We start from the raw sequence: 25380 nt of genomic DNA on the forward strand, positions 1-25380 counted from the left end.
CGAGGGGCCATGAAGGCCGTCAGGTCAACCGTCAGGACGTCCGAATGAACCGTCTCTACCACATGCCGTTGTCGCCCTTCTGCCGCAAGGTCCGCCTGGTGATGGCCGAGAAGCGGATCGAGGTCGAACTGGTGGAGGAACGCTACTGGGAACGCGACGCCGATTTCATGCGGCGCAACCCGGCCGGCAAGGTGCCGGTGCTGCGGATGGACGGCCGCACGATGGCCGAAAGCCAGGCGATCTGCGAATTTCTCGACGAGGTCTATCCCGACCCCAAACTGCTGCCCGGCGGCCCGGTCGAGCGCTGCGAGGCGCGGCGGCTGGTCTGCTGGTTCGACGACAAGTTCCACCACGAGGTGACCTCGAAGCTGCTGTATGAGCGGGTGAACAAGAAGGTCACCAAGTCGGGCTATCCCGACAGCCGCAACGTCAAGGCGGGGGCGGCGGCGATCAAGTTTCACCTCGACTACATGGGCTGGCTTCTGGATCAGCGCCGCTGGCTGGCGGGCGATGTGATGACGCTGGCCGATTTCGCGGCGGCGGCGCATCTGTCCTGCCTCGACTACATCTCGGACGTGGACTGGAACCGGAACGCGGCGGTCAAGGACTGGTACGCCAAGATCAAGTCGCGCCCCGCCTTCCGCAATATCCTGGCCGATCAGGTGCCGGGCTTCCCGCCGCCCAGGCATTACGCGAATCTCGACTTTTGAGCGCGGCGCTGAAAGACCGCCTCGCCGCCCGGGCCCGCGACGAGGGGCTGGCCGCGATGGGGGTCTGCCGGCCCGATGCGATCCCCGAGGCGGCCGGGCGGCTGGCCGAATTCGTGGCCAGGGGGCGCCATGGCCAGATGGGCTGGATGGCCGAGCGGATGGGCTGGCGCGGCGATCCGGCGGCGCTCTGGCCCGAGGTGCGGTCCGTGGTGATGGTCGCCGAGCCTTATACCCAGACCCATGACCCGCTGGCGGCGCTGGACCGGCCCGACCGCGCGGCGATTTCGGTCTATGCCCAGAACCGCGACTATCACGACGTCCTGAAAAAGCGGCTGAAGCGGCTCGGGCGCTGGCTGCTGGACGAGGCGCCGGGCCACCGGATCAAGGTCTTCGTCGATACCGCCCCGGTGATGGAAAAGCCGCTGGCCCAGGCGGCGGGGCTGGGCTGGCAGGGCAAGCACACGAACCTGCTGGGCCGCAGCCTTGGCAACTGGTTCTTCCTGGGCGCGATCTTCACCACGATCGAGCTGCCGCCCGACGCGCCCGAGACCCAGCATTGCGGCCAATGCACCGCCTGTCTTGACGCCTGCCCCACGGGGGCCTTTCCCGCGCCCTTCCAGCTCGATGCGCGGCGCTGCATTTCCTACCTGACGATCGAGCACAAGGGGCCGGTCGACCCGGCGCTGCGGCCGCTTCTGGGCAACCGGATCTATGGCTGCGACGATTGCCTCGGCGTCTGTCCCTGGAACAAGTTCGCCGTCGCCGCGACCGAGGCGAAATACGCCGCGCGCCCCGATCTGGTCGAACCGCCGCTGGCGGACCTCGCGGCGCTCGACGATACGGCCTTTCGCGAGCGGTTTTCCGGCTCGCCGATCAAGCGGATCGGGCGCGACCGCTTCGTGCGGAATGTCTGCTATGCCATCGGCAATTCCGGCGATCCGGTTCTGGCGGCGGCGGTCGGGCCGTTGACGGACGACCCGGATGCCACGGTGGCCGAGGCCGCGCGCTGGGCGCTGGCCCGGCTGAAAGACGCCTGACCGGCGGCCGGGCAAGTCCTTCGGGAAAACGCTTCTAAAAGCGGTGTGTCGGGTCTATGGACAAAATGCCGCCCCCCTGCTGACCCGAGCCCAGCCCATGAATCCTGCCCGCGCCATCGGCCTGAAACTCATCTCCGTCACGCTGTTCGTGGTGATGTCGGCGCTGATCAAGGCCGCGGCCGAACATGGGGTACCGCCCGGCGAAACGGTGTTCTTCCGCTCGCTTTTCGCACTGCCGGTGATCCTGGTGTGGCTGGGCGCGACCGGGCAGCTTGGGGCGGGGCTGCGCACGGGCGATCCGATGGGGCATCTGTGGCGCGGGCTGGTGGGCGGCACCGCGATGGGGCTGAACTTCGCCGCGCTGGGCATCCTGCCGCTGCCCGAGGCCACCGCCATCGGCTTTGCCGCGCCGCTGCTTGTCGTGATCTTCGCGGCGATGTTCCTCGGCGAGAAGGTGCGGCTGTTCCGGCTGTCGGCGGTGGCGCTGGGGCTTGTCGGCGTGGTGGTCGTGCTCAGCCCGCGGCTGTCGGCCTTCGGCGGTGACCGGATGGACGCCGCCGAGTCGCTTGGCGCCATCGTCGCGCTGGCCGGGGCTGCCGCCGCGGCGCTGGCCCAGGTCTTCGTGCGCAAGCTGGTGCAGACCGAGCGGACCTCGGCCATCGTGTTCTGGTTCTCGGTGACCTCGACCGTGCTGTCGCTGTTCACGATCCCGCTGGGCTGGGTGGTTCCGTCTGTCTGGGACGCGACGATGCTGGTGGCGGCGGGTCTGCTCGGCGGCGTGGCGCAGATCTGCCTGACCTCGGCCTATCGCTTCGCCGAGGCCGGGCTGGTGGCGCCCTTCGACTATGCCTCGATGCTGCTGGCGCTGGTCATCGGCTATTTCGTCTTCGCCGAGGCGCCGACGCCGGTGGTGCTGATTGGCGCCGGGCTGATCATCGCGGCCGGCGTCTTCATCATCTGGCGCGAACGCCAGCTGGGGCTGGAGCGGGGCCGCGCGCGCAAGGGGGTCACCCCCCAGGGCTGATGCGCGCGACCCGGTCCGCGCCTCAGGCGCGGACGTGCTTTTCGTAGGTCTCGGCGATGTCGTGGGTCAGCGCGCCGACCTCGAAATTATAGTCGCCGATCTCGGCCACCGGGGTCACCTCGGCCGCAGTGCCGGTCAGCCAGCATTGTTCGAAGCCTTCCAGTTCCGAGGCCTCGATATGCCGCTCATGCACCTTGATCTGCTTGTCGTGCAGCAGCTCGATCACGGTCTGACGGGTCAGCCCGTTCAGGAAACAGTCGGCCTTGGGCGTATGCACCTCGCCGTCCTTGACGAAGAAGATGTTCGCGCCGGTCGCCTCGGCCACATAGCCGCGATAGTCGAACATCATCGCGTCGGTGCAGCCCTTGGCATGGGCGGCGTGCTTGGACATGGTGCAGATCATGTAAAGCCCCGATGCCTTGGCCTGGCTCGGCACGGTTTCGGGGCTCGGGCGCTTCCATTTGGAAATGTCGAGCTTGGCGCCCTTCATCTTGGCCGCCCCGTAATAGGCGCCCCATTCCCAGACGGCGACCGCCATCCGGACCGGGTTCTGTTCCGAGGCCACGCCCATGTCCGGGCCCGACCCGCGCCACGCCAGCGGACGCACATAGCAGTCGGTCATCCCGTTCGCCTTCATCACCTCGGCCTTGGCGTCCTCGATCTGGTCGACCGTATAGGGGATCTCGAAGTCCAGCATGTTGGCCGACCGTCTCAGGCGTTCGGAATGCTCGCGCGACTTGAAGATCTTTCCGCCATAGGCCCGCTCGCCTTCGAATACCGCCGAGGCGTAATGCAGGGCATGGGTCAGGATGTGCACATTGGCGTCGCGCCACGGCACCAGTTTCCCATCCATCCAGATAACGCCGTCGCGGTCGTCGTAGCCAGTCATGGCCTTTGTCCTTTTCTTTTCCCCTCTGGGGTTGCGATTTGCGAAAATTGCGCTGCTTAGGCCCGTATCGGACATAATATTGCGTAAAATTCACCGCTCGCTATCAGTTGAGTCTTGGAAAGTCAACAAGGCTGACATAAGATCGCTGAAAATTCGGTCACGATGCGAAGAGGGAGGGAGCCATGGCCCAGATCGCACCAGCGGTTGCGCAGAAGAGCGGCGAGAGCCTGCTGTTCCTGACGGACGAGCAGCTTCGCAAGGGAATCGAGGCGATGTTCTTCGCCTATCGCGGCTTTACCGCCGATCCCGACCGGATTCTCGAGGAAAAGGGCTATGGCCGGGCCCATCACCGGGCGATCCACTTCATCCACCGGGCGCCCGGCACCACGGTCAACAACCTCCTGTCGATCCTGGGCGTGACCAAGCAGTCGCTGAACCGGGTGCTGCGCTCGCTGATCGAGGACGGGCTGGTCGAAAGCCGGGTCGGACACCGCGACAAGCGCGAACGCCACCTGTATCTGACCGAGGCCGGGCTGGAGCTGGAACATCAGCTGTCCGATGCCCAGCGCGCGCGGATGCGCGACGCCTATCGCGCCGCGGGCCCCGCTGCCGTGGCCGGGTTCCGGCAGGTGCTCGAGGCGATGATGGACCCCGAGATGCGCCGGCATTTCCACCGGATCACCGAACGCGGCGCATGATGGGCGAGGCCGACATTCACCTGCTGATCGTCGATGACGACGAACGGATCCGCGAGCTGTTGCGCAAGTTCCTGATGCGCAACGGCTTCTGGGTCAGCATCGCGCGCGATGCCGATCATGCGCGCAAGCTGCTGCAGGGGCTCGAATTCGACCTGATCGTGCTTGACGTGATGATGCCGGGCGAGGATGGCATCGCGCTGACCCGGGCGCTGCGCCAGCGGATCGCGACGCCGATCCTGCTGTTGACCGCGCGGGGCGAGACCTCGGACCGGATCCGGGGGCTTGAGGCCGGGGCCGACGACTATCTGCCGAAGCCGTTCGAGCCGAAGGAACTGCTGCTGAGGATCAACGCGATCCTGCGCCGGGTGCCGCAGATCCGGTCCGAGATCGACCTGCCCAAGGTCCTGCATCTGGGGCCGGTGCGCTACGATGTCGGCCGCGGCGAGCTTTGGCTGGGCGACGAGAGGGTGCGCCTGACCGCGACCGAGGCCCAGCTGATGCGGATCTTTTCGGCCAATCCCGGCGAGGCGGTCAGCCGCTCGCGTCTGGTCGAGGAACTGGCGCGCGACGGCGGGCAGGCGCAGGAGCGCGCGGTCGACGTGCAGATCACCCGTCTGCGGCGCAAGATCGAAAGCGACCCGAAACAGCCCCGCTATCTGCAGACGGTGCGGGGCGAAGGCTACATGCTGGCACCGGACTGACCCGGCGGTCATTCGGGCTTGCCCCGTCGCGGATCGCCCGCGTAGCCTCGGCCCATGACAACGGCCCTCTTGACCCATTCCGACTGTCTGGACCATGTCACCCCGCCCGGCCATGCCGAACGGGTGGACCGGCTGCGCGCCGTGGCCGAGGCGCTGACGACCGAAGGCTTCGCCGGTCTCTTGCGCGAGGACGCCCCGCTGGCCGACGAGGCCGAACTGCTGCGCGCCCATCCGCAGGGCTATGTCGACAAGGTCAAGGCAGCCGGCCCGGCCGAGGGCACGGTGGCGCTCGACCCCGATACGCACATGTCGCCCGGTTCGTTCCGGGCGGCGCTGCGGGCGGTGGGCGGCGCGCTTCGGGCGGTCGACATGGTGATGGCAGGCGAGGCCGCCAATGCCTTCGTCGCGGTGCGCCCGCCCGGCCATCACGCCGAAACCGCCCGCGCCATGGGCTTCTGCCTGTTCTCGACCGTCGCCATCGCCGCCAGATATGCGCTCGACCGGCACGGGCTGTCGCGCGTCGCGGTGGTCGATTTCGATGTTCACCATGGCAACGGGACCCAGGACGTGCTGTGGGACGACCCGCGCGTTCTGTTCGTCTCGACCCACCAGATGCCGCTTTACCCGGGCACCGGCGCGGCCGAGGAAACCGGCGCCGCGGGCAACGTGCTGAACCTGCCGCTGCCGCCGATGAGCGACGGCCGCCGCTTCCGGGCCGAGATCGAGGCCCATGCATTGCCCCGGCTCGACGCCTTCGCGCCCGAGCTGGTGCTGGTCTCGGCCGGGTTCGACGCCCATGCCGCCGACCCGCTGGCGCAGCTGGCCTGGGGCACGGCGGATTTCGCCTGGATCACCCAGCGGCTCTGCGACATCGCGGAGGCCCATTCGGGGCGTCGGCTGGTCTCGACACTGGAGGGCGGATATGATCTTGAAGCCCTGGCGGCCTCTGTGGCGGCCCATGTGGCGGTGCTGATGGAGCGGGGGGCATGACGGAAAAGCCGGTCGGGGAAATGACCTTCGAAGAGGCGATGCGGGCTCTGGAAGAGGCCGTGGCCGCGCTTGAACGCGGCGACGTGCCGCTCGAGGACTCGATCGCGCTGTCCGAGCACGCGATGAAGCTTCGCAAGCACTGCGAAACCAAGCTCCGGGATGCCGAGGCCAAGATCGAGGCGATGACGCTTGACGCCGCGGGCAATCCCACCGGGACGAAACCGGCCGAAGGTCTTTGACGAACATGTTCCAGTCCAGTCTGACATCCGCCGCCGAGCGGATCGAGGCGCGTTTGAGCGCGGCCCTTGAGGGCGCCGCGGACCAGCCCGTGACCCATGCGATGCGCTATGCCGTTTCGGGCGGCAAGCGGCTTCGCGGCTTTCTGGTGATCGAGTCCGCGGGGCTTTACGGCATCGCGCCCGAGGCGGCCGTCGATGCCGCCGCCGCGGTCGAGGCATTGCATGCCTACAGTCTTGTGCATGACGACATGCCCTGCATGGACGATGACGACCTGCGCCGGGGCCAGCCCACCGTCCATGTCAAATGGGACGATGGCACCGCGCTTCTGACCGGCGACGCGCTGCAGACACTGGCTTTCGATCTGCTGGCCGGGCCCTCCTGCCATGCCGATCCGGCGGTCAGGATCGACCTGGTGGCCTCGCTGGCCAAGGCCTCGGGCATCGACGGCATGGTGCTGGGCCAGGCCCAGGACATCGCCGCCGAAACCGCCGGGCGGCCGCTGAGCCTCGAGGAAATCACCGAGCTGCAGGCCAACAAGACCGGCGCGCTGATCCGCTGGTCGGCCGAGGCGGGCGCACGTCTGGCCCGCGCCGACATCGCGCCCCTGACCGCCTATTCGACTGCGCTGGGGCTGGCCTTCCAGATCGCCGACGACATTCTCGATGTCGAGGGCGACGCCGCCAAGACCGGCAAGCGGGTCCACAAGGATGCCGAGGCCGGCAAGGCGACCTTCGTGTCGCTTCTGGGGCTCGACGGCGCCAAGGCCCGCGCAAAGGCGCTGGTCGAAGAGGCCGAGGACGCCTTGTCGCCCTTCGGAGAGGGGGCGGAAACCTTGAAGCAGGCGGCGCGCTTCGTTATCGCTCGAGAGTCATGAACGCGTAACCGCGCCCCAGGAGGGCTGTCCCAGTGAGCAACCGGCCGATCACTCCGCTTCTCGACAAGGTCTGCTGTCCGGCCGATCTGAAGGGCCTGTCCGACGACCAGCTGAAGCAGGTCGCCCATGAATTGCGGCAAGAGGTGGTTTCGGCCGTGTCCGAAACCGGCGGGCATCTGGGCGCGGGTCTGGGCGTGGTCGAACTGACGGTCGCGCTGCATGCGGTCTTCGACACGCCCCGCGACAAGCTGATCTGGGATGTCAGCCATCAGTGCTATCCGCACAAGATCCTGACCGGGCGCCGCGACCGCATCCGCACCCTGCGCCAGCAGGGCGGGCTGTCGGGCTTCTGCAAGCGCTCGGAAAGCGAATATGACGCCTTCGGGGCCGGGCACAGCTCGACCTCGATCTCGGCGGCGCTGGGCTATGCCGTCGCCCGCGATCTGGGCACCGCGCCCGAAGCGGGCGTCGGCGATGCCATCGCGGTGATCGGCGACGGCTCGCTCTCGGCCGGGATGGCCTATGAGGCGCTGAACCATGCGGGCCATCTGGGCAAGCGGCTGATCGTGATCCTGAACGACAACGAGATGTCGATCGCACCGCCCGTCGGTGCCATGTCGCGCTATCTGAACCGGCTTTACGCGGGCGCCCCGTTCCAGGAATTCAAGTCCATTGCCAAGGGCGCGATCAAGCACCTGCCCGAGCCCTTCCAGGAAGGCGCCAGGCGCGCCAAGGATCTGGTCAAGCAGGTCACCGTCGGCGGCACGCTGTTCGAGGAGCTGGGCTTTTCCTATGTCGGCCCCGTCGATGGCCACGATCTCGAGCAGCTTCTGGCGATCCTAAGGACGGTCAAGACCCGCGCCACCGGGCCGATGCTGATCCACGCCATCACCAAGAAGGGCAAGGGCTATGCGCCCGCCGAGACCGCGCCCGATTGCGGCCATGGCGTCTCGAAATTCGATATCGCGACCGGGGTTCAGAAGAAGACCCCCGCCAATGCGCCAAGCTATACCAAGGTCTTCGCCGAGGCGCTGATCCGCGAGGCGCGTGCCGACCGCAAGGTGGTGGCCGTCACCGCGGCGATGCCCGACGGCACCGGTCTGAACCTTTTCGCCGAGCGCTTCCCCGAACGCATCTTCGACGTGGGCATCGCCGAACAGCATGCCGTGACCTTCTCGGCCGGGCTGGCGGCGGGCGGGCAGAAACCCTTCTGTGCGATCTATTCCACCTTCCTGCAGCGCGGTTATGACCAGATCGTCCATGACGTCGCGATCCAGCGTCTGCCGGTGCGCTTCGCCATCGACCGCGCCGGGCTGGTGGGCGCCGACGGAGCGACCCATGCGGGCGCCTTCGACACCGCCTTCCTGGCGAACCTGCCGGGGATGGTGGTGATGGCCGCCGCGGACGAGGCCGAGCTTGTGCATATGGTCGCCACCGCCGTCGCCCATGACGAGGGCCCCATCGCCTTCCGCTATCCGCGCGGCGAGGGTGTCGGCGTCGAGCTGCCCGAGAAGGGCGTGCCGCTTGAAATCGGCAAGGGCCGCATCATCCAGGAGGGCAAGCGCGTGGCACTCCTGAGCTTCGGGACCCGGCTGAAGGAAGTCCGCGAGGCCGCCCAGGCGCTGGCCGCCGAAGGGATCGAGCCCACCATCGCCGATGCCCGTTTCGCCAAGCCGCTGGACGAGGACCTGATCCTGCGACTGGCCCGCGAGCATGAGGCGCTGATCACCATCGAGGAGGGCGCCATCGGCGGCTTCGGCAGCCATGTGGCGCAGCTTCTGGCCGAGCGGGGCGTCTTCGACAACGGGCTCAAGTTCCGCTCGATGGTGCTGCCCGATACCTTCATCGACCATGCCAGCGCCGAGGCGATGTATGCCGAGGCCCGGCTGAACGCGGCCGATATCGAGGCCAAGGTGCGCGAGGTGCTGTCGGGCTCGGCCGCGCAGGCCGCGCTGCGGGCTTGAGGCCTAGCCCATGGTCGCGGCGCGTTCGGTTTCCAGCAAGGCTGCCAGCCCGGCGCGATAGTCGGGATGGCGCAGATGGATGCCGAGGTCGGTCTTGATCCGGTCGTTCCGCACCCGTTTGGATTCGGCGTAGAAGCTGCGGGCCATGGGGCTCAGATCGGCCTCTTCGAAGGGAATGGCGGGCGGCACCGGCAGGCCCAGCATTTCGGCGGCAAAGGCGATCACGTCTTCGGGGGGCGCCGGCTCGTCATCGGCGAGGTTGTAGATCGCGCCGGGATCGGGGGCGGCCATCGAGGCGGTCAGCACCTGGGCGATATCCGCGACATGGATGCGCGAGAACACCTGACCGTCCTTGACGATGCGCTGGGCGCGGCCCTCGCGCACCCGGTCGAGCGGCGAGCGCCCCGGCCCGTAAATCCCCGCCAGCCGGAAGATATGCAGCGGCAAACCCAGCGCGGCCCAGCCTGCCTCGGCCGCGACCCGGGCCGCGCCGCGCGATGTCGCGGGCGTCAGCGGTGTCGTTTCATCGACCCAGCCGCCGCCATGATCGCCATAGACGCCCGTGGTCGAGAGATACCCGACCCAGCGCAGATGGCGGGCCTCGCGCAACGTCTCGCCAAGGGTTGCCAGCACCGGGTCGCCCGACGCCCCGGGCGGCACCGAGGTCAGAAGGTGCGTGGCCGCTGCCAGATCGGGGCCAATGTCTTCGCCGGGCCAGACCCGGGCCTCGATGCCCGTCTGCCGAAGTGTCTCGGCGCCCTCGGGGCTGCGGCTGGTGCCGATCACGCGCCAGCCCGGTCCGAGGCTCTGCGCAAGCTCGCGGGCGGAATACCCATGCCCGATGGAAAGAAGCGTCTTTGTCATGTCCCATAGATCGGGCCCGGGGCGGCGTCTGGCAAGGGGGCTCTCGGCCAGCCCGGATTGCTGGCGGGGCTTGCACCCCGGGCGCGAAGGGTGACACTTGGCCCAACCCCGTCCCCCGACCCAGCCGACCGGAGACCCGCCCATGCCGGACTACAGCGACCCGCCCCTCTCAAGCCCCGACCTGCCCGCGCCCGAGGCCTTCACCGATGCGGCCGCCGCGGTCGAGCGTCTGGTCGCGCTTTACGAAACCGCGACCGGGTTTCTCAGGGCGCGCTTTGCCGAGATCCTGTCCGGGGAGGCCCCCCGCGCGCGGTTTCGTGCTGTCTATCCAGAGATCCGCGTGTCCACCGTCAGCTATGCCCAGGTCGACAGCCGCCTGTCCTTCGGGCATGTCGCCGAGCCCGGCACCTATGCCACCACCGTCACCCGGCCCGATCTTTTCGCCAATTACCTGCGCCAGCAGATCGGCCTGCTTCTGGAAAATCACGGCCAGCCGGTGGTGATCGGCCCCTCGGCCACGCCGATCCCGATCCATTTCGCGATGGGCAGCGCCGGGGTGACGGTGCCGCAGGACGGCGCGCTGGAGGTGCCGCTGCGCGATCTTTTCGACGTGCCGGACCTGACCACCACCAATGACGACATCGTCAACGGCACGCTGGCCCAGCCCGATGGCGTCGCGCGTCCGCTGGCGCCCTTCACCGCGCAGCGGGTGGATTACTCGCTGGCCCGGCTCGAACATTACACCGCGACCGCGCCCGAGCATTTCCAGAACCACGTCCTGTTCACCAACTACCAGTTCTATGTCGAGGAATTCGAGGCGCTGGCCCGGCAGGCGCTTGCCGATCCGGCCAGCGGCTATACCGCGCTGGTCGGGCCCGGCAATGCCGAGATTGCGGCCCCCGACGCGCCGATGCCGGTGCCCGCCAAGCTGCCGCAGATGCCCTCGTATCACCTCAAGCGCGCCGACGGGCAGGGGATCACGCTGGTCAATATCGGCGTGGGCCCCTCGAATGCGAAGACCGCGACCGATCATATCGCGGTGCTGCGTCCGCATGCCTGGCTGATGGTGGGCCATTGCGCGGGCCTGCGCAATTCGCAGCGTCTGGGCGATTTCGTGCTGGCCCATGGCTATCTGCGCGAGGATCACGTGCTCGACAACGACCTGCCTCTCTGGGTGCCGATCCCGGCGCTGGCCGAGATTCAGGTCGCGCTGGAAGATGCGGTCGAGGAAATCACCCGGCTGGAAGGCTACGAGCTGAAGCGGATCATGCGCACGGGCACCGTGGCCACCATCGACAACCGCAACTGGGAACTGTCCGATCAGACCGGCCCGGTGCAGCGGCTGTCGCAATCCCGCGCCATCGCGCTCGACATGGAAAGCGCCACCATCGCCGCCAACGGCTTTCGCTTCCGGGTGCCCTACGGCACGCTGCTTTGCGTGTCGGACCGGCCCCTGCATGGCGAGCTGAAGCTGCCCGGCATGGCCTCGGCCTTCTACAAGACCCAGGTCGCGCGGCATCTGGCGATCGGGGTCCGGGCGATGGAGCTTTTGCGCGACATGCCGCTGGAACGCATCCACAGCCGGAAACTGCGCAGTTTCGAGGAAACCGCATTCCTCTGATCCGGGCAGAGCGGCCGTGCCGCCGAGGCCGCGGCAATCTGGTCGGGCGCGGACGAAAACAGGAAAGAACGCCAAATTCCGCCCCCCATTGCCAGCGCTTCGGGGCGGGCGATTGCCGCCTCGGCCGGGGTGGTCCCGAGGCTCTGGCGCTTCTCGGGCGGCCCCGTGGCGCGGAAAAGTGCCGCCGCGATGCGCTTCGGCTTGCGCATCGCCGCCGATGCGGGGAAAAACGGTCGCAGAGCGCTATGAAATACGGCTGTGCCCCCCACAAATGGTTGTGTGGGACCGCAAGACCGAGTTAAGTAGGCCGGATCAGCCCCAACAGAGGGCAGGAACGAGGAGACCATACATGGCCAAACCCATGACCAAGACCCAGCTGGTTGCGGCCCTCGCCGAGGAGATGGAGGCCGACAAGAAAACTGCCTCTGCCGCCCTCGATGCGATGACGGCAATCATCACCCGCGAGGTGGCGGCCGGCGGCTCGGTGACCCTGCCCGGCGTGGGCAAGATCTACTGCCGCGAGCGCCCCGAACGCATGGTGCGCAACCCGGCCACCGGCGAGCAGTTCAAGAAGGACTCCGACAAGGTGGTGAAAGTCACCATCGCCAAGGCCCTGAAGGACAGCGTGAACGGCTGACCCGCCGTACGGCTTCACGGCCGATGGGATCGAGGGTCGCCCCGTGGGGCGGCCCTTTTGTTTGGGCGTCATCCCGGGAGGGGGAATGGACATCCGCGCACTGGCGATGGGACTGGCCTTCGCCTTCATCTGGGCCTCGGCCTTCAGTTCGGGGCGGATCATCGTCGGGGCGGCGCCGCCGCTGACGGCGCTGTGCCTGCGCTTTCTGGTCTCGGGGCTGATCGGCGTCGGCATCGCGCTGGCGCTGGGGCAAAGCTGGCGGCTGACCCGGCCGCAATGGCAGGGCACGCTGGTCTTCGGGCTCAGCCAGAACGCGCTGTATCTTGGGCTCAACTATGTCGCGATGCAGACGCTCGAGGCCTCGATGGCGGCAATCGTCGCCTCGAGCATGCCGCTGCTGGTGGCGCTGTTCGGCTGGATCGCGCTGGGCCAGCGGCTGCGGCCGCTCGGGGCGCTGGGCCTTGCCGTGGGCTTCGCGGGGGTCGCCGTGATCATGGGCAGCCGGATCTCGGGCGGGGTCGATCCGCTGGGGCTGGGGCTGACCCTGGCCGGGGTGCTGGCGCTGACCGTGGCCACGCTGGCGGTCCGCACGGCGTCGTCGGGCGGCAACCTGCTGATGATCGTCGGGCTGCAGATGCTGGTGGGCGCGGCGGCGCTGGCGCTGGCTGCGGTCCTGACTGGCGAGCGCTGGGAGATCGACTGGACCTGGCCGCTGATCTTCGCGTTCTCCTATACCGTCGTTTTCCCAAGCCTGGTGGCCACGTGGATCTGGTTCCTGCTGGTGCGCCGGGTCGGCGCGGTCCGCGCGGCGACCTTCCATTTTCTCAGCCCGTTCTTCGGCGTCGGCATCGCGGCGTTTCTGCTGGGCGAACGGCTCGGCCCGGCGGACATCGCGGGTGTCGCCATCGTGATGGCCGGGATTCTGGCGGTGCAGCTGTCGAAACAGGGACCGGCGGCGGCCCCGGCCAAAGGCCGGGACGGGTCCTGACCGCCGGGCCTAACCCCGGCGCCCGCCGCAGAGCGCCTTGATCGCGGCGCGATGCTCGGCCCGGGCGGCCAGAGCGTCGGCGGTCAGGTCGGTTACCGCCGCCATCAGGTCCTCGCGCGGGACCAGCCGGTCGACCAGACCGAAGGCCAGCGCCTCGTCGGCCGACAGCTTCGCGCCGCCCATCAGGACCAGCTTGGCCCGGGACGGACCGATCAGTGCCGCCAGCCGCCCGGGGTCCGAGGGCTGGGGCAGGAAGCCGAGCTTCATCACCGGGTAGAAGAACTTCGCCTCGGGCACCGCGATCCTGAGATCGCAGGCCAGCGCCATCCCGAAGGCGCCCCCCGCCAGCGTGCCGTTCAGCGCCGCGACGGTCAGCGCGTCGAGCCCGGCAATGGCGGCCGAGACCCGTTCCCAGACCCCGTCGGTCGCGAGCCCCGCCCGCGCCTCGTCCAGATCGGCCCCGGCCGAGAACACCTTGCCCTCGCCGGTCAGCACCAGGACGGCCACGCCCTCGGCCTGGGCCTCAAGCGCGATTTCCTCAAGCCGGACCAGCATGTCGCGGGTCAGCGAATTGGCCTTTTCGGGCCGGGTCAGGGTCACGGTCCACAGACCGCCCTCGCGCCGGAGCCCGATCATGTCGGCAGCCCCACGCGGCGCCGGATCGCGCGTTCGCGCAGCGACACCTGCTGGCCGAGGAACTCGTCGGCATCGGGGCCGCACATCCAGATCAGCGCCTGCGCGGGCCAGGCCGGCGGGATGTGCTCGGACCAGTCGAGACGGCTGACCGGGTTCACCCCGCTGTCGCGGATGGTCTTCTGCATGTCGGTCGCCACCGTGCCGGGCGACAGCGCCAGCGCCCGCACCCCCTGGCCGCGGCCCTCGTGATCGGCGCATCTGGTCAGCATCGCCACCGCCGCCTTCGAGGTGCAATAGGCGCTCCAACCCTCCAGCGGGCTGGTCGCGGCGCCCGACCCGATGCTGAGAATGGTGCCGCCGCCCATCGCCGCCATCACCGGCAGCGCGGCGCGGATACCGTGGAAGACGCCCTTGACGTTGATGTCGATGGCCTTCGACCAGTCCTCTGGATCGACCGCGTCGAGCCGCCCGATGGGCTCGATCACGGCGGCATTGTTCACCAGAACGTCGATCCTCCCGAAAGCTTGAACGGTCGTGCGCACCGCGTCGGCAACCTGTCCGAACTCGGCCACGTCGCAGCCGATGGCGATGGCGCGCGGGCCGGTTTCGGCGATTTCCTGCGCGATGGTGGCGATGGCCTCCTCGCTGCGCGCGGCCAGCGCCACATGCGCCCCTGCCTCGGCAAAGGCCCGGGCGGCCGCCGCCCCGATGCCCCGGCTCGCCCCGGTGATCAGGACGCTCTTGCCTGTCATGTCGGTCATGGTGCCCTCCCTCGACGGTCTGCGACCCCAAGGTCTATCCCGCCCGGCCGCGGCGCGCCAGCACAACGTGCCGTTGACTTGCTCCGACCCAGCACCGATGTTTGCGCCAAATCCTCAGGATGAAAGGTTTGCCATGACGTCCCTGAAAACGGCCTCTGCCCTGGCCATCGCCGCCGCGTTCGGCCTGGCCCTGCCCGCGTCGGCCGATGTGACAGCCGATCAGGTCTGGGCGGCCTGGAAGGCCATCGCCCAGGGCTCGGGTCAAAGCATGACCGGCCGCGAAAGCCGCAGCGGCACCACGCTGACGGTCGAGGACCTGCAGGTCGCAAGCAAAGACGGGCAGGGCGGGTCGGTCCGGGTGGGGCTGGGTCAGGTCGCCTTCGCCGAACGCGGCGACGGCAGCGTCGAGATCCGGATGCCCGAGACCCATCCGCTGACGGTCGAAACCCGCAACGCGGACGGGCACGTGACCGCGCTCGACTTCACCTTGCGGCAGCCCGGTTTCGAGATGGTGGCGAGCGGCACGCCTGAGGCGCTGAAACAGGACGTCACCGCGCCCGAGGTAACGCTGACGCTGGATCGCGTCAGCGGGGGCAAGCCGGTCGATGTGCAGGCCCGGATGACGGTGTTCGGCATGACCGGCCATTATGCCCAGAGCCAGGGCGGCATGCGGACCTTCGAAAGCGGCTTCGAGGCTGATCGGGTCCAGATCGACTTTGCCGCGACCGATCCCGCCGACGGAACGCAGGTCACCCTTGTCGGCAGCGTGCATGACATCGACTCGAGCTCGGACAGCCGGATGCCGGTCGGCGGCGATCCGACCCAGCTGGGCCAGATGCTGCGGGCCGGGTTCACCTCGCAGGGCGCACTGACCCATGGTGCCATGGGCTACACGCTCGATGTGACCGAGAAGGGCGACCCGACCCATGTCGAGGTCTCGGCCAATTCCGGCCGGATCGGCTTCGATCTGGGCGGGACGGGCATGACCTATGATGTGACCGGCAAGGACACCCGCGTCGCCCTGTCGACGCCGCAACTGCCGATGCCGCAGGTCGAGCTGCAGATGGCCGAGACCGGCTTGCATTTCGAGATGCCGCTGATGCAGACCGAGACCCCGGCCGATTTCGGGCTGGGGCTGCGGCTTGCCGGGGTGACGGTCAGCAAGGAGGTCTGGGCGCTGTTCGATCCGACCGGCCAGCTGCCGCGCGATCCGGCGACGCTGATCGTCGATCTGGCGGGCAAGGCGCGCTGGCTGGCCGATCTGACCGACCCGGCGATCGCGTCCAGCGACGACGTCCCGGCCGAGCTGCATGCGCTGAACGTCAAGGATCTGCGGCTGCAGGTCGCTGGCGCCGACCTGACCGGATCGGGCGATTTCACCTTCGACAACGCCGACAAGGTGACCTTCAGCGGCATCGCGCGGCCCGAGGGCACGCTGTCGCTCCGGCTGGCGGGCGGTAACGGGCTGATGGACAAGCTGGTCGCGATGGGGCTCATCCCGCAGGATCAGGCGATGGGGCTGCGCATGATGATGGGCATGTTCGCCCGACCCGGCGACGGCCCCGACACGATGGTCTCGGAGATCACCGTCAACGGACAGGGCCAGGTCCTCGCGAACGGCCAGCGGCTGCGCTGAGCCGGCCGACGCGACCCGTCCGACCGCTTTGCGACCTGCCCGCGCCGTCTTGCGTGGGCAGGTCGTCCCTATTAGCAGACCCCAAGATCCACGCTCCGGAGGCCCCATGTCCGATCCCATCCCGTCGCTGACCGAGGCCCTGCTCGATGCCGCCCGCAAGGCCGGTGCCGAGGCCGCCGATGCGCTGGTGACCGAGGGCACCTCGCTGTCGATCGACGTGCGCGCCGGACGGCTGGAACAGGCGGAACGGTCGGAAGGGATCGAACTGGGGCTTCGGGTGCTGATCGGACGGCGGCAGGCCTGCGTGTCGGCCTCTGACAGCCGCCCGGAAACCCTGGCCGAGATGGCCGCCCGTGCCGTGGCGATGGCGCGCGAGGCCCCCGAGGACGCGACCGTGGGGCTGGCCGACCCGGCCCAGCTGGCCGGGCGCCGCGATGCCGATGCGCTCGATCTGGCCGACCCGTCCCCCGAGCCCGATCCGGCGGCGCTGGAAGACGACGCCCGCCGCGCCGAAGCCGCGGCCCGTGCCGTGCCGGGCGTGGCGCAGGTACAGTCGGCCAGCGCCGGTTACGGTCACCGCCGGATGGTGCTGGCGGCCAGCAACGGGTTTTCCGGCGGCTATGCCCGCACCAGCCGCTCGGTCTCCTGCGTCGCGATCAGCGGCGAGGGCAGCGGCATGGAGCGTGACTGGCATTCCGAGATGCGGACCTTTCAGGCCGAACTGCCCGCGCCCGACGAAATCGGCCGGATCGCGGGCGAACGCGCGGCGGCACTGGCGGGTGCGCGGCGGCCCCGGACCGGCGCCTATCCGGTGCTGTTCGACGAACGCATCTCGGCCTCTCTGATCGGGCATCTGTTGTCGGCGATCAATGGCGGCGCCATCGTGCGCGGCGGGTCCTGGGCGCGCGATCTGCTGGGCCGCGAGGTGCTGCCGCCCGCCCTGTCGCTGATCGAGGACCCGCACCGGCCGCGGATCGCCGGGTCGCGCCCGTTCGACGCCGAGGGTCTGCCCACGGCACGCCGCGCGCTGGTCGAGAACGGCGTGCTGACCGGCTGGGTGCTGGACCTCGGGTCGGCCCGCAAGCTGGGCATGGAAAGCACCGGCAATGCGGTGCGGTCGGTCTCGGCGCCGCCCTCTCCGGCGGCGGGCAACGTCACCCTGACCCCGGGCGAGGCCGGTCGCGAGGCGCTGATCTCCGAGATGGGCACCGGGCTTCTGGTGACCTCGCTGATCGGCAGCACCATCAACCCGACCACGGGCGACTATTCGCGCGGCGCCTCGGGGTTCTGGGTCGAGAACGGCCAGATCGCCTATCCGGTCAACGAATGCACCATCGCCGGAAAGCTGCCCGAGATGCTGCGCCGCCTGCGGCCCGCGAATGACGCCCGCGATCACCTGTCGCGCCGCGTCCCCAGCCTGCTGGTCGAGGGGATGACGCTTGCCGGCGCTTGACCTCGCGCTGCTGACCACGGCAGCCCTTGAGGCCGGACAGCTTGCCCGCCGCTACTGGCGCACCTCCCCCGAGACCTGGGAAAAGCCCGGCCATCAGGGCCCGGTCTCGGAAGCCGACATCGCCATCGACCGTCGCCTCCGGCAGATGCTGACCGCAGCCCGGCCGGGCTATGGCTGGCTGTCGGAAGAGACCGAGGACGATCCGGCCCGGCTTGGCGCCGAACGGGTCTTCATCGTCGACCCGATCGACGGCACCCGCGCCTTTCTGGAGGGCGATCGCAGCTTTGCCCATGCGCTCGCGGTGGCCGAGGCCGGGCGCGTGGTCGCGGCGGTCGTGTTCCTGCCCATGCGCGACAAGCTTTATTCGGCGATCCGGGGTGGCGGCGCCTATCTCAACGGTGCCTCGATCCGCCCCAGCGCGCGCAGCGCGCTTGACGGGGCCTCGGTCCTGGCGACGCGGCCTGCGCTCGACCCCGAACATTGGGACGGGCCGGTGCCGCATGTGCATCGCGCCCTGCGCGCCTCGCTGGCCTACCGGCTGTGCCTGGTGGCCGAGGGCCGCTACGACGCGATGCTGACGATCCGCGACAGCTGGCACTGGGATACCGCGGCGGGCAGCCTGATCCTGACCGAGGCCGGGGCCGCCGTCACCGACCTTGGCGGCTGTCCGCTGATCTACAACACCGCGCCGCCGCTGTCGCGCGGGATCGTCGCCGCGCCGCCCGCGCTGCATGCCGAGATCCTGTCGCGGCTGGCCTGACCGGAGCGGCCCGCACCTGGTCCGCACGGGGCCTTTGGCGGGCGATGTGGCCTTCCGCCGCGCCCGGGCTTGGTCTAGGGTGCGCGCGGACGGAAGGGAACAATCCGGAGGCTCAAGATGACCCAGCGCCTGCACCTCGTCTTCGGCGGGGAACTCGTCGATCCGACGCATACCGTTTTCAAGAACGTCGACGACATTCATATCGTTGGAATGTACCCGAACTACGAGTCCGCCTACAACGCCTGGAAGGCCGAGGCCCACCGCACCGTGGACAATGCCCATATGCGCTATTTCATCGCCCATATTCACCGCCTGCGCGACGAGGAGGTCGAAGCCGGCCCGACCGAAGAGCTGGGCGCCTGATCCAGACCCGTACCGATGACGGCGACCGCCCCCGCGAGCATGGCCATGACCGGCGCCGACCCTGGCCCGGAGAGGGCCTGGACCCCGGACCCGGAGGCCGGATCGGGCGCCGGGGCACGCAGGACGCATGCCGTGCCGGGCGCGGAAGCGGACTCCGGGACCGCCGCCGCGGGGCCTCTCTTGTGGCTGCACAACCCGCCGCCCGACGAACAGGCCGCGGCGGTGGAGCTGATCCGCGAACTGGCGCGTGAAAAGCCCGCGCTGAGGGTCCTGGTGACCGGCATCGATGCGCCCCCGCTCTGGGTGGATGCGGCGCGCGGCCTGCCGCAGGCGAACGGGACCGTCGCGCCCGCCGACGGGCATCGGGCGGTGTCGGCCTTTCTCGAGCTGTGGCGGCCGGACCTTGCGGTCTTCTACCCCGATCATCTGCCCTCGACGCTGATCTCGCTGACCCATGCCCGGGGCACCGCGCTTTTCCTGATCACGCGCGACCTGCCGCGCGCCTGGCACAGCCGCTGGCGGGTCGGGATCGGCGGTACCCGGCGTCTGTTGCGCCGGTTCGACCGGATCTTTGCCCAGAGCCCCGGCACCGCCGGAGAACTGCGCGCGCTGGGCTTGCCGCGCTGGCAGATCAGCCCCTGCGGGCCGCTGTCCGAAGGCAGCGCGGTTCTGGGCTGCAGCGAGGCCGAGCGCGACGTGCTGGCCGGGCTGATGGGCGGGCGTCCGGCCTGGCTTGCGGCGGGCGTTCCCGCAGCCGAGGAGCCGGTCGTGATCGCTGGGCATGCCGCGGCCACGCGCTTTGCGCATCGCCTGCTGATGATCCTTGCTCCCGAGGACCCGGCCCGCGGCCCGGCGCTGGCCGCCGGTTTGCGCGAGGATGGCTGGGATGTGGCGCTGAGATCCGACGATGAGGAACCCTCGGCCGAAACCCAGATCTATGTCGCCGATACCGAGGGCGAGCTGGGGCTCTGGCTCCGGCTGGCACCGGTGACCTTTCTGGGCGGCACGCTCGGGGCGAATACCGGCCCCGATCCTTACCGGGCGGCGGCGCTGGGCTCGGCGATCCTGCACGGCCCCGCGACCGGGGCCTATCCCGACCACTACCGGCGGCTGTCGAACGCGCTGGCGACCCGCACGGTGCAGGACGCAGGATCGATGGCCGAGGTCCTGGTCGATGTGCTGGCCCCCGACCGTGCCGCCGCGATGGCCCGCGCCGCCTGGGAGGTCTCGACCCAGGGCACGATGGCGACCGAGCGTGTCGTGCGCCGGATGATCGAGGCACTCGACATCGCCGAGGCGGTCTGATGCAGGCTCCGGCCTTCTGGTACGCGTCCCCCGACCGGCCGGGTCTGACGGCCCGCGTGCTGGGTCCGCTGGGACGGCTTTATGCCCGCGCCACGGCCCGGCGGCTGGCCAAGGGGCCGCGCGCGCGGGTGGGCGTGCCGGTGATCTGCGTCGGCAACATCAATGCGGGCGGCACCGGCAAGACGCCCACGGTGATCGCGCTGGCGATGCGGCTGATCGCGCGCGGCGTCGCGGTGCATGTGGTCAGCCGGGGTCATGGCGGCCGGCTGACCGGGCCGGTCCGGGTCGAGGAGCGCGCCCATGACGCGGCCGATGTCGGCGACGAGCCGCTGCTGATCGCGGCCTTCGCGCCGGTCTGGGTGGCCCGCGACCGGGCCGAGGGCGCACGGGCTGCCGTGGCGGCCGGGGCCGAGGCGATCCTGCTCGATGACGGGTTCCAGAACCCCGCGCTGGCCCCCGATCTGTCGCTGGTGGTGGTCGATGCCGCCAAGGGCTTCGGCAATGGCCGCACCATCCCGGCCGGGCCGCTGCGCGAGCCGGTCGCCGCGGGCATGCGCCGGGCCGATCTGCTTTTGTCGATCGGCACCGGGACCGCGCAACGCCAGTTCACCGAGACCTGGGGCCGCGAGATCCATGTGCCGCGCCTCGCGGGGGCCCTGCATCCCTTGCCCACGGGCATGGACTGGCAGGGGCTCCGGGCACTGGCCTTTGCCGGGATCGGCCATCCCGAGAAGTTCTTCGCGACGCTCAGAGGCCTCGGCGCAGATCTGTTGCGGGCCGAGGCGCTGGACGATCACCAGCCGCTGACGCCTGCGCTGATGACCCGGCTCGAGACCGAGGCGAAGCTGCTGGGCGCGCAGCTTGTCACCACCGAGAAGGACGCGGTGCGGCTGCCCGCGAGCTTTCGTCAGAAGGTGCTGACCCTGCCGGTGCGGCTGGAGCTGGACGACTGGGGCGCTATCGACGCGGCCTTCGACCGGCTGGGGCTGGGTCGCTGAGCGCCGCCCTGATCTCGGGCCCGTCCTGATCGAGCCGCGGGGCGGGCCGGTCCAGGGTCAGCTCGGCCTCGGAAAACCGGATCGGCGTGCGCACGCCCGGCAGGCCGTCATTCTCGACCACCAGACCGCGATGGCGGATCTGCGGATCCGCAAAGACCTCGTCCATGCGGTTGATCGGCCCGGCGGGGACACCCCGGGCCTCGCAGGCGGCCAGCAGATCGGCCTTGGTCCGTGCCCGCGTCGCCTCGGTCAGGGCGGCGGTCAGCGCCTCGCGATGGGCGACCCGGTCGGCATTGGTCGCAAAGCGCGGGTCTTCGGCCAGCTCGGGCAGGTTCAGAAGGTCGCAGAGCCTGCCGAATTGCGCGTCATTGCCGACCGCGACGATGGCATGCCCGTCGGCACAGTCGAAGACCTGATAGGGCGCGAGATTGGGATGGGTATTGCCCATCCGGCCGGGCGGGGTGCCGGTGGTCAGGTAGTTCATCGCCTGATTGGCGGTGATCGCGGTCGCCACGTCGAAGAGCGCCATGTCGATCTGCTGGCCCTGGCCGGTTTCGGCCCGCTGATGCACGGCCGCAAGGATCGCGGTCGCGGCATAGATGCCGGTGAAGACATCCGCGACCGCGACGCCGACCCGTTGCGGCTGGCCGTCGACCTCGCCGGTGATCGACATCAGCCCCGACATGCCCTGGATGATGTAGTCATAGCCCGCGCGATGGGCATAGGGCCCGTCCTGCCCGAAGCCGGTGATCGAGCAATAGATCAGCCGCGGATTGATCGCCGACAGCCCGGCATAGTCGAGCCCGTATTTGGCAAGCCCGCCGACCTTGAAATTCTCGATGACGATATCGGCCTCGGCCACCAGCGCGCGGACCAGCGCCTGGCCCTCGGGGGTGCGGAAATCGGCCGCCACGGACCGCTTGCCGCGATTGCAGGCGTGGAAATAGGCCGCCTCGCGGACGCCGTCGTCGCGGGTGACGAAGGGCGGCCCCCAGCGGCGAGTGTCGTCGCCCTCGGGGGCCTCGACCTTGATCACCTCGGCGCCGAGATCGGCCAGGATCTGGCCCGCCCATGGGCCGGCCAGAATCCGCGCCAGTTCGACAACCTTCAGACCTGAAAGCGGGGCCGCCATCGGCTCAGCCGGCCAGCTTCTCGTCGAGGATCTTCTTGAGGTCGCGATAGCTCATGTTCTTGTAAAGCTGCCCGTCGATCACCATCGCGGGCGTGCCGGTGACACCGGCCGCATCGACCGTCTTGTCCGAGGTCTCGCTGAGCGCCTTGGCCAGCGCGGCATCGCTGAGGCACTGGTTCATCGCATCCTCGCTGAGCCCCGCGGTCTGGCCGATCCGGCGCAGGTTTTCCGAGGTCTTCTGCGGGTCCTTCGGGTCGATCCAGTCCTTCTGCTTCTCGTACAGCATCGAGACGATGCCGAAGAACCGCATCTCGCCGCCGCAGCGCGCCAGAAGACCGGCCCAGACCGCGTAGGGGTCCCAGTAGACCTCGTGATAGGTGAAATGGACCTTGCCGGTGTCGATGTAATCGGCCTTCAGGCGCTTGAAGACGTCCTCATGGAAATGCGCGCAGTGGCCGCAGGTGAAGGAGGCGAACTCCTCCAGCTCGATCGGCGCGTTCGGGTCGCCCATGGTGAAGGGGGTCACATCGGGCGTCTCCTCGGCCCAGGCGGCAGAGGACAGCAGCGGCGCCGAGGCCGGGGCAAGGCCCAGACCCAGAGTGGTCAGCGCGGCCAGCCCGAAGGACAGCGTCAGTTTGCGGATCATCGAAGCGGTCTCCTTAGCGTTTCGAACGGGACAGAACCCTGGTCCCGAGGTCTTGCAGGGCGGCGCGCAGCCCCTCGTCCCGGACCTCGACCGCCAGATCCGACGCGGCGGCGGCGGTCCGGGGATCGGGGGCAGGCGCGGGCGGCTTCGGGGCAGGGGCGAAGGTCGCCTGGCCCTCGGCAAAGCCCGTCGGTGCGGTCTGGGTCAGGCGGATGCGGGCGATGGCGGCATAGCCGTAGCAGGCGTTCACCTTCTCGCGGAGGGCGTCCTTCTGCATGTCCAGCAACGGCGCATGGGCGCCGGTGGTCAGCAGGGTCAGCGTTGCGCCAAAGCCGTCGCGGCCATAGCGGACCTCGACCGGGCGGCAGATCCGGGCGGTCTCGTCGCCGACCACCTCGGGCCAGTGGGTCAGAAGCCGCGCGACCGCAAAGCCGCGTTTCTCGCCCACGCGCCGGATGCGTCCCTCAAGCAGCGCCGAGGCTCTTTCGAACCCGCGTCTGCGCCGGCTGTTCTGGTCGGCTTTTCCCTGCATCCCTGTCAATTTCCCGGTCCCTGACCTACCTTATTCGGCGGCAGGGCGGCCAGCCAGACAAATGACCCGGGCGGGAGCATAAAGATTGCGTGACGACGAGTTGAGTGCCGAGCTTCTGGCCTGGTACGACATCCATGCGCGCGAGTTGCCCTGGCGGGTCGGCCCGGCGGCGCGCAAGGCGGGCGAACGGCCCGATCCCTACCGGGTCTGGATGTCCGAGGTGATGCTGCAGCAGACCACCGTCGCGGCGGTGAAGGACTATTTCCACCGCTTCACGACGCTCTGGCCCGATGTGGGGGCGCTGGCCGCGGCCGAGGACGCCCGGGTGATGGGCGAATGGGCGGGGCTTGGCTATTACGCCCGGGCGCGGAACCTTCTGAAATGCGCCCGCGCCGTCGCCGCCGACCATGGCGGGCGGTTTCCCGACAGCCGCGCGGCACTGCTGGCATTGCCGGGGATCGGTCCCTATACGGCGGCGGCCATCGCGGCCATCGCCTTCGACCGGCCCGAAACCGTGGTCGACGGCAATGTCGAACGGGTGATGTCCCGGCTCTTCGCGGTCGAGACGCCGCTGCCGACCGCCAAGCCCGACCTGACGGCGCTGGCGGCCCGGCTGACGCCTCCCGAAAGGCCCGGCGATCACGCCCAGGCGGTGATGGATCTGGGCGCCACGATCTGCACGCCCCGGAACCCCGCCTGCGGGATCTGCCCCTGGCGCGCGCCGTGCCTCGCCCGCGCCGAGGGCATCGCCGCCGCGCTGCCCCGCAAGCTGCCGAAGACGCCCAAGCCGACCCGGCTGGGGCGGGCCTATCTGGGGCGGCGGACCGATGGCGCCTGGCTTCTGGAACGCCGCCCCGAGACCGGGCTTCTGGGCGGCATGCTGGGCTGGCCCGGCAGCGATTGGGCCGAAACAGAGCCTTTTCCCGCTCCGCCCGCCGAGGCCGACTGGCGCCCGCTGGGGGCGGAGGTGCGGCACACATTCACCCATTTTCACCTGAGGCTCGATCTCTGGGTGGTCGATCTTCCCGTGGACTGCATTCCGGATCGCGGGCAGTTTCTCGCGCCCGCCGCGTTCCGGCCGTCGGACCTGCCGACGGTGATGCGCAAGGCCTTCGACCTTGCGCGCCCGGCCTTCGATCCGCCCGGGAACGCCCGGGGCTGAGGGTCAGCGGATCAGCACCGGCGCTTCGCCGATATGGCTGGCATCCTCGGCGGCATGCACCAGGAAATGCGCCACATCCCCGCGCGAGATCAGCCCGTTATGCCAGGTCTCGGGCTCGACCAGCACATCATAGGCATGGCTGGGCGCGGTCGAGGTCAGGATGCCGGGCCGGGCGATGGTCCAGTCCAGCCCGGACTCGCGGATCAGCCGCTCCTGCGCGGTCTTGTCGGCATAGGCCCGTTCCAGCAGGGCCTTGAAGCCCAGCTTTTCGACCGTGCTCATTTTCGCCTTGCTGTCGCCCGCGCCAAAGCCCGTGACGGCCAGCAGCCGCCGCACCCCGGACGATTTCATTGCCGGTAACAGCACCCGCGTCGCGTCCGAGAAAAGCGTGGTCTTCCGCATCATCGCGGGCAGCGTCTTCGGCAGGCCCAGCGTCATGACTACCGCATCGACGCCCTGGACCGCCGCCTTGACCGCGGCCGCGTCGCCCGCGTCGCCGGTCACTTTTTCCAGCTTCGGATCGTCGATCGCGATGCCTTCGGCGCGCCGCGCGAAGGCGCGGACGTCATGGCCCCGACCCAGCGCATAGCGCACCGTCTCGAGCCCGATCCCCTTGCTTGCTCCGATCACCAACAGTTTCATGCGTCACCTCCTCTGGTACCAGATAGGCGCGCCGGACCGGTTCTGACAGGAAACGGAGGAAAGACAGCGGCATTCCGCCTGCCGCGACCACTGGCGAGGTCCGCCAGGAGAACGATG

Annotated in this window: 27 protein-coding genes; 19 read left to right on the top strand and 8 right to left on the bottom strand. The window is 69.3% G+C overall.

Translation table 11 applies throughout. From position 1 onward, the window contains the following. Positions 1 to 44: 44 nt before the first annotated feature. The 3 genes from fzlA to EV657_RS10510 all read left to right on the top strand — a co-directional run bounded on the left by fzlA (position 45) and on the right by EV657_RS10510 (position 2771). Positions 45 to 710, top strand: a complete 666-nt coding sequence (fzlA, locus tag EV657_RS10500; RefSeq protein WP_075783928.1) for an FtsZ-binding protein FzlA — start codon at positions 45 to 47, stop codon at positions 708 to 710. Next, positions 707 to 1747 (top strand): tRNA epoxyqueuosine(34) reductase QueG, encoded by a 1041-nt coding sequence (gene queG, locus EV657_RS10505; protein WP_279587387.1) that lies wholly within the window; start codon positions 707 to 709, stop codon positions 1745 to 1747. Before fzlA ends, queG begins: the two co-directional genes overlap by 4 nt. A gap of 97 nt (positions 1748 to 1844) precedes the next feature. Further along, positions 1845 to 2771: a DMT family transporter gene (locus tag EV657_RS10510; protein WP_134077848.1), complete on the top strand. Its 927-nt coding sequence runs from the start codon at positions 1845 to 1847 to the stop codon at positions 2769 to 2771. A 22-nt stretch (positions 2772 to 2793) separates the two neighbouring features. On the opposite strand, the gene EV657_RS10515 is transcribed toward EV657_RS10510, so the two are convergent. After that, positions 2794 to 3660: a branched-chain amino acid aminotransferase gene (locus EV657_RS10515; RefSeq protein WP_075783926.1), complete on the bottom strand. Its 867-nt coding sequence runs from the start codon at positions 3658 to 3660 to the stop codon at positions 2794 to 2796. Positions 3661 to 3842: 182 nt separating this feature from the next. Here EV657_RS10515 and EV657_RS10520 point away from each other — a divergent pair, with 182 nt between their 5' ends. The 6 genes from EV657_RS10520 to dxs are packed head-to-tail and all read left to right on the top strand — an operon-like array spanning position 3843 to position 9127. After that, a complete protein-coding gene (locus EV657_RS10520; protein WP_134077849.1) occupies positions 3843 to 4358 on the top strand; it encodes a MarR family winged helix-turn-helix transcriptional regulator in 516 nt (171 codons plus the stop codon). After that, positions 4358 to 5059, top strand: a complete 702-nt coding sequence (locus EV657_RS10525; protein ID WP_134077850.1) for a response regulator — start codon at positions 4358 to 4360, stop codon at positions 5057 to 5059. The genes EV657_RS10520 and EV657_RS10525 overlap by 1 nt, the downstream gene beginning before the upstream one ends. A 54-nt stretch (positions 5060 to 5113) precedes the next feature. Further along, positions 5114 to 6049 (top strand): histone deacetylase family protein, encoded by a 936-nt coding sequence (locus tag EV657_RS10530; protein ID WP_134077851.1) that lies wholly within the window; start codon positions 5114 to 5116, stop codon positions 6047 to 6049. Next, complete coding sequence (locus EV657_RS10535; protein ID WP_075783922.1) at positions 6046 to 6288, top strand: exodeoxyribonuclease VII small subunit; 243 nt, start codon at positions 6046 to 6048, stop codon at positions 6286 to 6288. Before EV657_RS10530 ends, EV657_RS10535 begins: the two co-directional genes overlap by 4 nt. A gap of 5 nt (positions 6289 to 6293) precedes the next feature. Continuing rightward, complete coding sequence (locus tag EV657_RS10540) at positions 6294 to 7163, top strand: polyprenyl synthetase family protein (RefSeq protein ID WP_134077852.1); 870 nt, start codon at positions 6294 to 6296, stop codon at positions 7161 to 7163. A gap of 32 nt (positions 7164 to 7195) precedes the next feature. Continuing rightward, positions 7196 to 9127 (top strand): 1-deoxy-D-xylulose-5-phosphate synthase, encoded by a 1932-nt coding sequence (gene dxs / locus EV657_RS10545; RefSeq protein ID WP_134077853.1) that lies wholly within the window; start codon positions 7196 to 7198, stop codon positions 9125 to 9127. Between the two features lie 3 nt (positions 9128 to 9130). Here the strand turns inward: dxs and EV657_RS10550 are convergent, their stop codons facing one another. Beyond that, the gene (locus tag EV657_RS10550; RefSeq protein ID WP_134077854.1) at positions 9131 to 9991 is read right to left on the bottom strand and encodes an SDR family oxidoreductase; all 861 of its coding nucleotides are present in this window, start codon (positions 9989 to 9991) and stop codon (positions 9131 to 9133) included. 142 nt (positions 9992 to 10133) lie between these two features. On the opposite strand from EV657_RS10550, the gene EV657_RS10555 reads away from it, so the two are divergent. The 3 genes from EV657_RS10555 (at position 10134) to EV657_RS10565 (ending at position 13237) form a co-directional block, all read left to right on the top strand. Then, a complete protein-coding gene (locus EV657_RS10555) occupies positions 10134 to 11612 on the top strand; it encodes an AMP nucleosidase (protein ID WP_134077855.1) in 1479 nt (492 codons plus the stop codon). A 349-nt stretch (positions 11613 to 11961) separates the two neighbouring features. Continuing rightward, positions 11962 to 12249: an HU family DNA-binding protein gene (locus EV657_RS10560; RefSeq protein ID WP_075783917.1), complete on the top strand. Its 288-nt coding sequence runs from the start codon at positions 11962 to 11964 to the stop codon at positions 12247 to 12249. 85 nt (positions 12250 to 12334) lie between these two features. Continuing rightward, positions 12335 to 13237, top strand: coding sequence for a DMT family transporter (locus EV657_RS10565; RefSeq protein ID WP_075783916.1), 903 nt, complete (start codon positions 12335 to 12337; stop codon positions 13235 to 13237). A gap of 9 nt (positions 13238 to 13246) precedes the next feature. On the opposite strand, the gene EV657_RS10570 is transcribed toward EV657_RS10565, so the two are convergent. Further along, positions 13247 to 13873, bottom strand: a complete 627-nt coding sequence (locus EV657_RS10570) for an enoyl-CoA hydratase/isomerase family protein (RefSeq protein WP_113669121.1) — start codon at positions 13871 to 13873, stop codon at positions 13247 to 13249. Further along, positions 13870 to 14634, bottom strand: coding sequence for an SDR family oxidoreductase (locus tag EV657_RS10575; RefSeq protein ID WP_113669227.1), 765 nt, complete (start codon positions 14632 to 14634; stop codon positions 13870 to 13872). The genes EV657_RS10570 and EV657_RS10575 overlap by 4 nt, the downstream gene beginning before the upstream one ends. Before the next feature lie 133 nt (positions 14635 to 14767). Between EV657_RS10575 and EV657_RS10580 the strand changes: the two genes are divergently transcribed. The 6 genes from EV657_RS10580 to lpxK all read left to right on the top strand — a co-directional run bounded on the left by EV657_RS10580 (position 14768) and on the right by lpxK (position 21149). After that, positions 14768 to 16270 (top strand): DUF2125 domain-containing protein, encoded by a 1503-nt coding sequence (locus EV657_RS10580; protein WP_166673689.1) that lies wholly within the window; start codon positions 14768 to 14770, stop codon positions 16268 to 16270. 106 nt (positions 16271 to 16376) lie between these two features. Further along, entirely contained in the window at positions 16377 to 17723 is a 1347-nt protein-coding gene (locus EV657_RS10585) for a TldD/PmbA family protein (RefSeq protein WP_134077857.1), read from the top strand. After that, a complete protein-coding gene (locus EV657_RS10590; protein ID WP_134077858.1) occupies positions 17710 to 18483 on the top strand; it encodes an inositol monophosphatase family protein in 774 nt (257 codons plus the stop codon). The genes EV657_RS10585 and EV657_RS10590 overlap by 14 nt, the downstream gene beginning before the upstream one ends. 117 nt (positions 18484 to 18600) lie before the next feature. Then, complete coding sequence (locus tag EV657_RS10595; RefSeq protein ID WP_075783910.1) at positions 18601 to 18846, top strand: DUF4170 domain-containing protein; 246 nt, start codon at positions 18601 to 18603, stop codon at positions 18844 to 18846. 132 nt (positions 18847 to 18978) lie between these two features. Continuing rightward, positions 18979 to 20151, top strand: coding sequence for a 3-deoxy-D-manno-octulosonic acid transferase (locus tag EV657_RS10600; RefSeq protein ID WP_166673690.1), 1173 nt, complete (start codon positions 18979 to 18981; stop codon positions 20149 to 20151). Beyond that, positions 20151 to 21149 carry a tetraacyldisaccharide 4'-kinase gene (gene lpxK, locus EV657_RS10605; protein ID WP_113669126.1) on the top strand — a complete coding sequence of 333 codons (999 nt, stop codon included), beginning with the start codon at positions 20151 to 20153 and terminating at the stop codon, positions 21147 to 21149. Before EV657_RS10600 ends, lpxK begins: the two co-directional genes overlap by 1 nt. Here lpxK and EV657_RS10610 read toward each other — a convergent pair. From EV657_RS10610 to EV657_RS10620, 3 genes are read right to left on the bottom strand one after another with little or no spacing between them, the layout of a single operon-like run. Next, positions 21109 to 22281, bottom strand: coding sequence for a CaiB/BaiF CoA transferase family protein (locus tag EV657_RS10610; RefSeq protein WP_134077860.1), 1173 nt, complete (start codon positions 22279 to 22281; stop codon positions 21109 to 21111). The genes lpxK and EV657_RS10610 overlap by 41 nt on opposite strands. A gap of 4 nt (positions 22282 to 22285) precedes the next feature. Then, a complete protein-coding gene (locus EV657_RS10615) occupies positions 22286 to 22927 on the bottom strand; it encodes a DsbA family protein (protein ID WP_113669128.1) in 642 nt (213 codons plus the stop codon). Positions 22928 to 22940: 13 nt separating this feature from the next. Continuing rightward, positions 22941 to 23459, bottom strand: a complete 519-nt coding sequence (locus EV657_RS10620) for a DUF721 domain-containing protein (RefSeq protein WP_113669129.1) — start codon at positions 23457 to 23459, stop codon at positions 22941 to 22943. 85 nt (positions 23460 to 23544) lie between these two features. On the opposite strand from EV657_RS10620, the gene EV657_RS10625 reads away from it, so the two are divergent. Further along, positions 23545 to 24621, top strand: coding sequence for an A/G-specific adenine glycosylase (locus EV657_RS10625; protein WP_113669130.1), 1077 nt, complete (start codon positions 23545 to 23547; stop codon positions 24619 to 24621). Between the two features lie 3 nt (positions 24622 to 24624). Here EV657_RS10625 and EV657_RS10630 read toward each other — a convergent pair whose 3' ends face one another. Next, entirely contained in the window at positions 24625 to 25263 is a 639-nt protein-coding gene (locus EV657_RS10630; protein WP_075783903.1) for an NAD(P)-dependent oxidoreductase, read from the bottom strand. Positions 25264 to 25380 lie beyond the last annotated feature (117 nt).

The organism is Rhodovulum visakhapatnamense (assembly GCF_004365965.1).
In the GTDB taxonomy this organism is placed as follows: Bacteria; Pseudomonadota; Alphaproteobacteria; order Rhodobacterales; family Rhodobacteraceae; genus Rhodovulum; species Rhodovulum visakhapatnamense.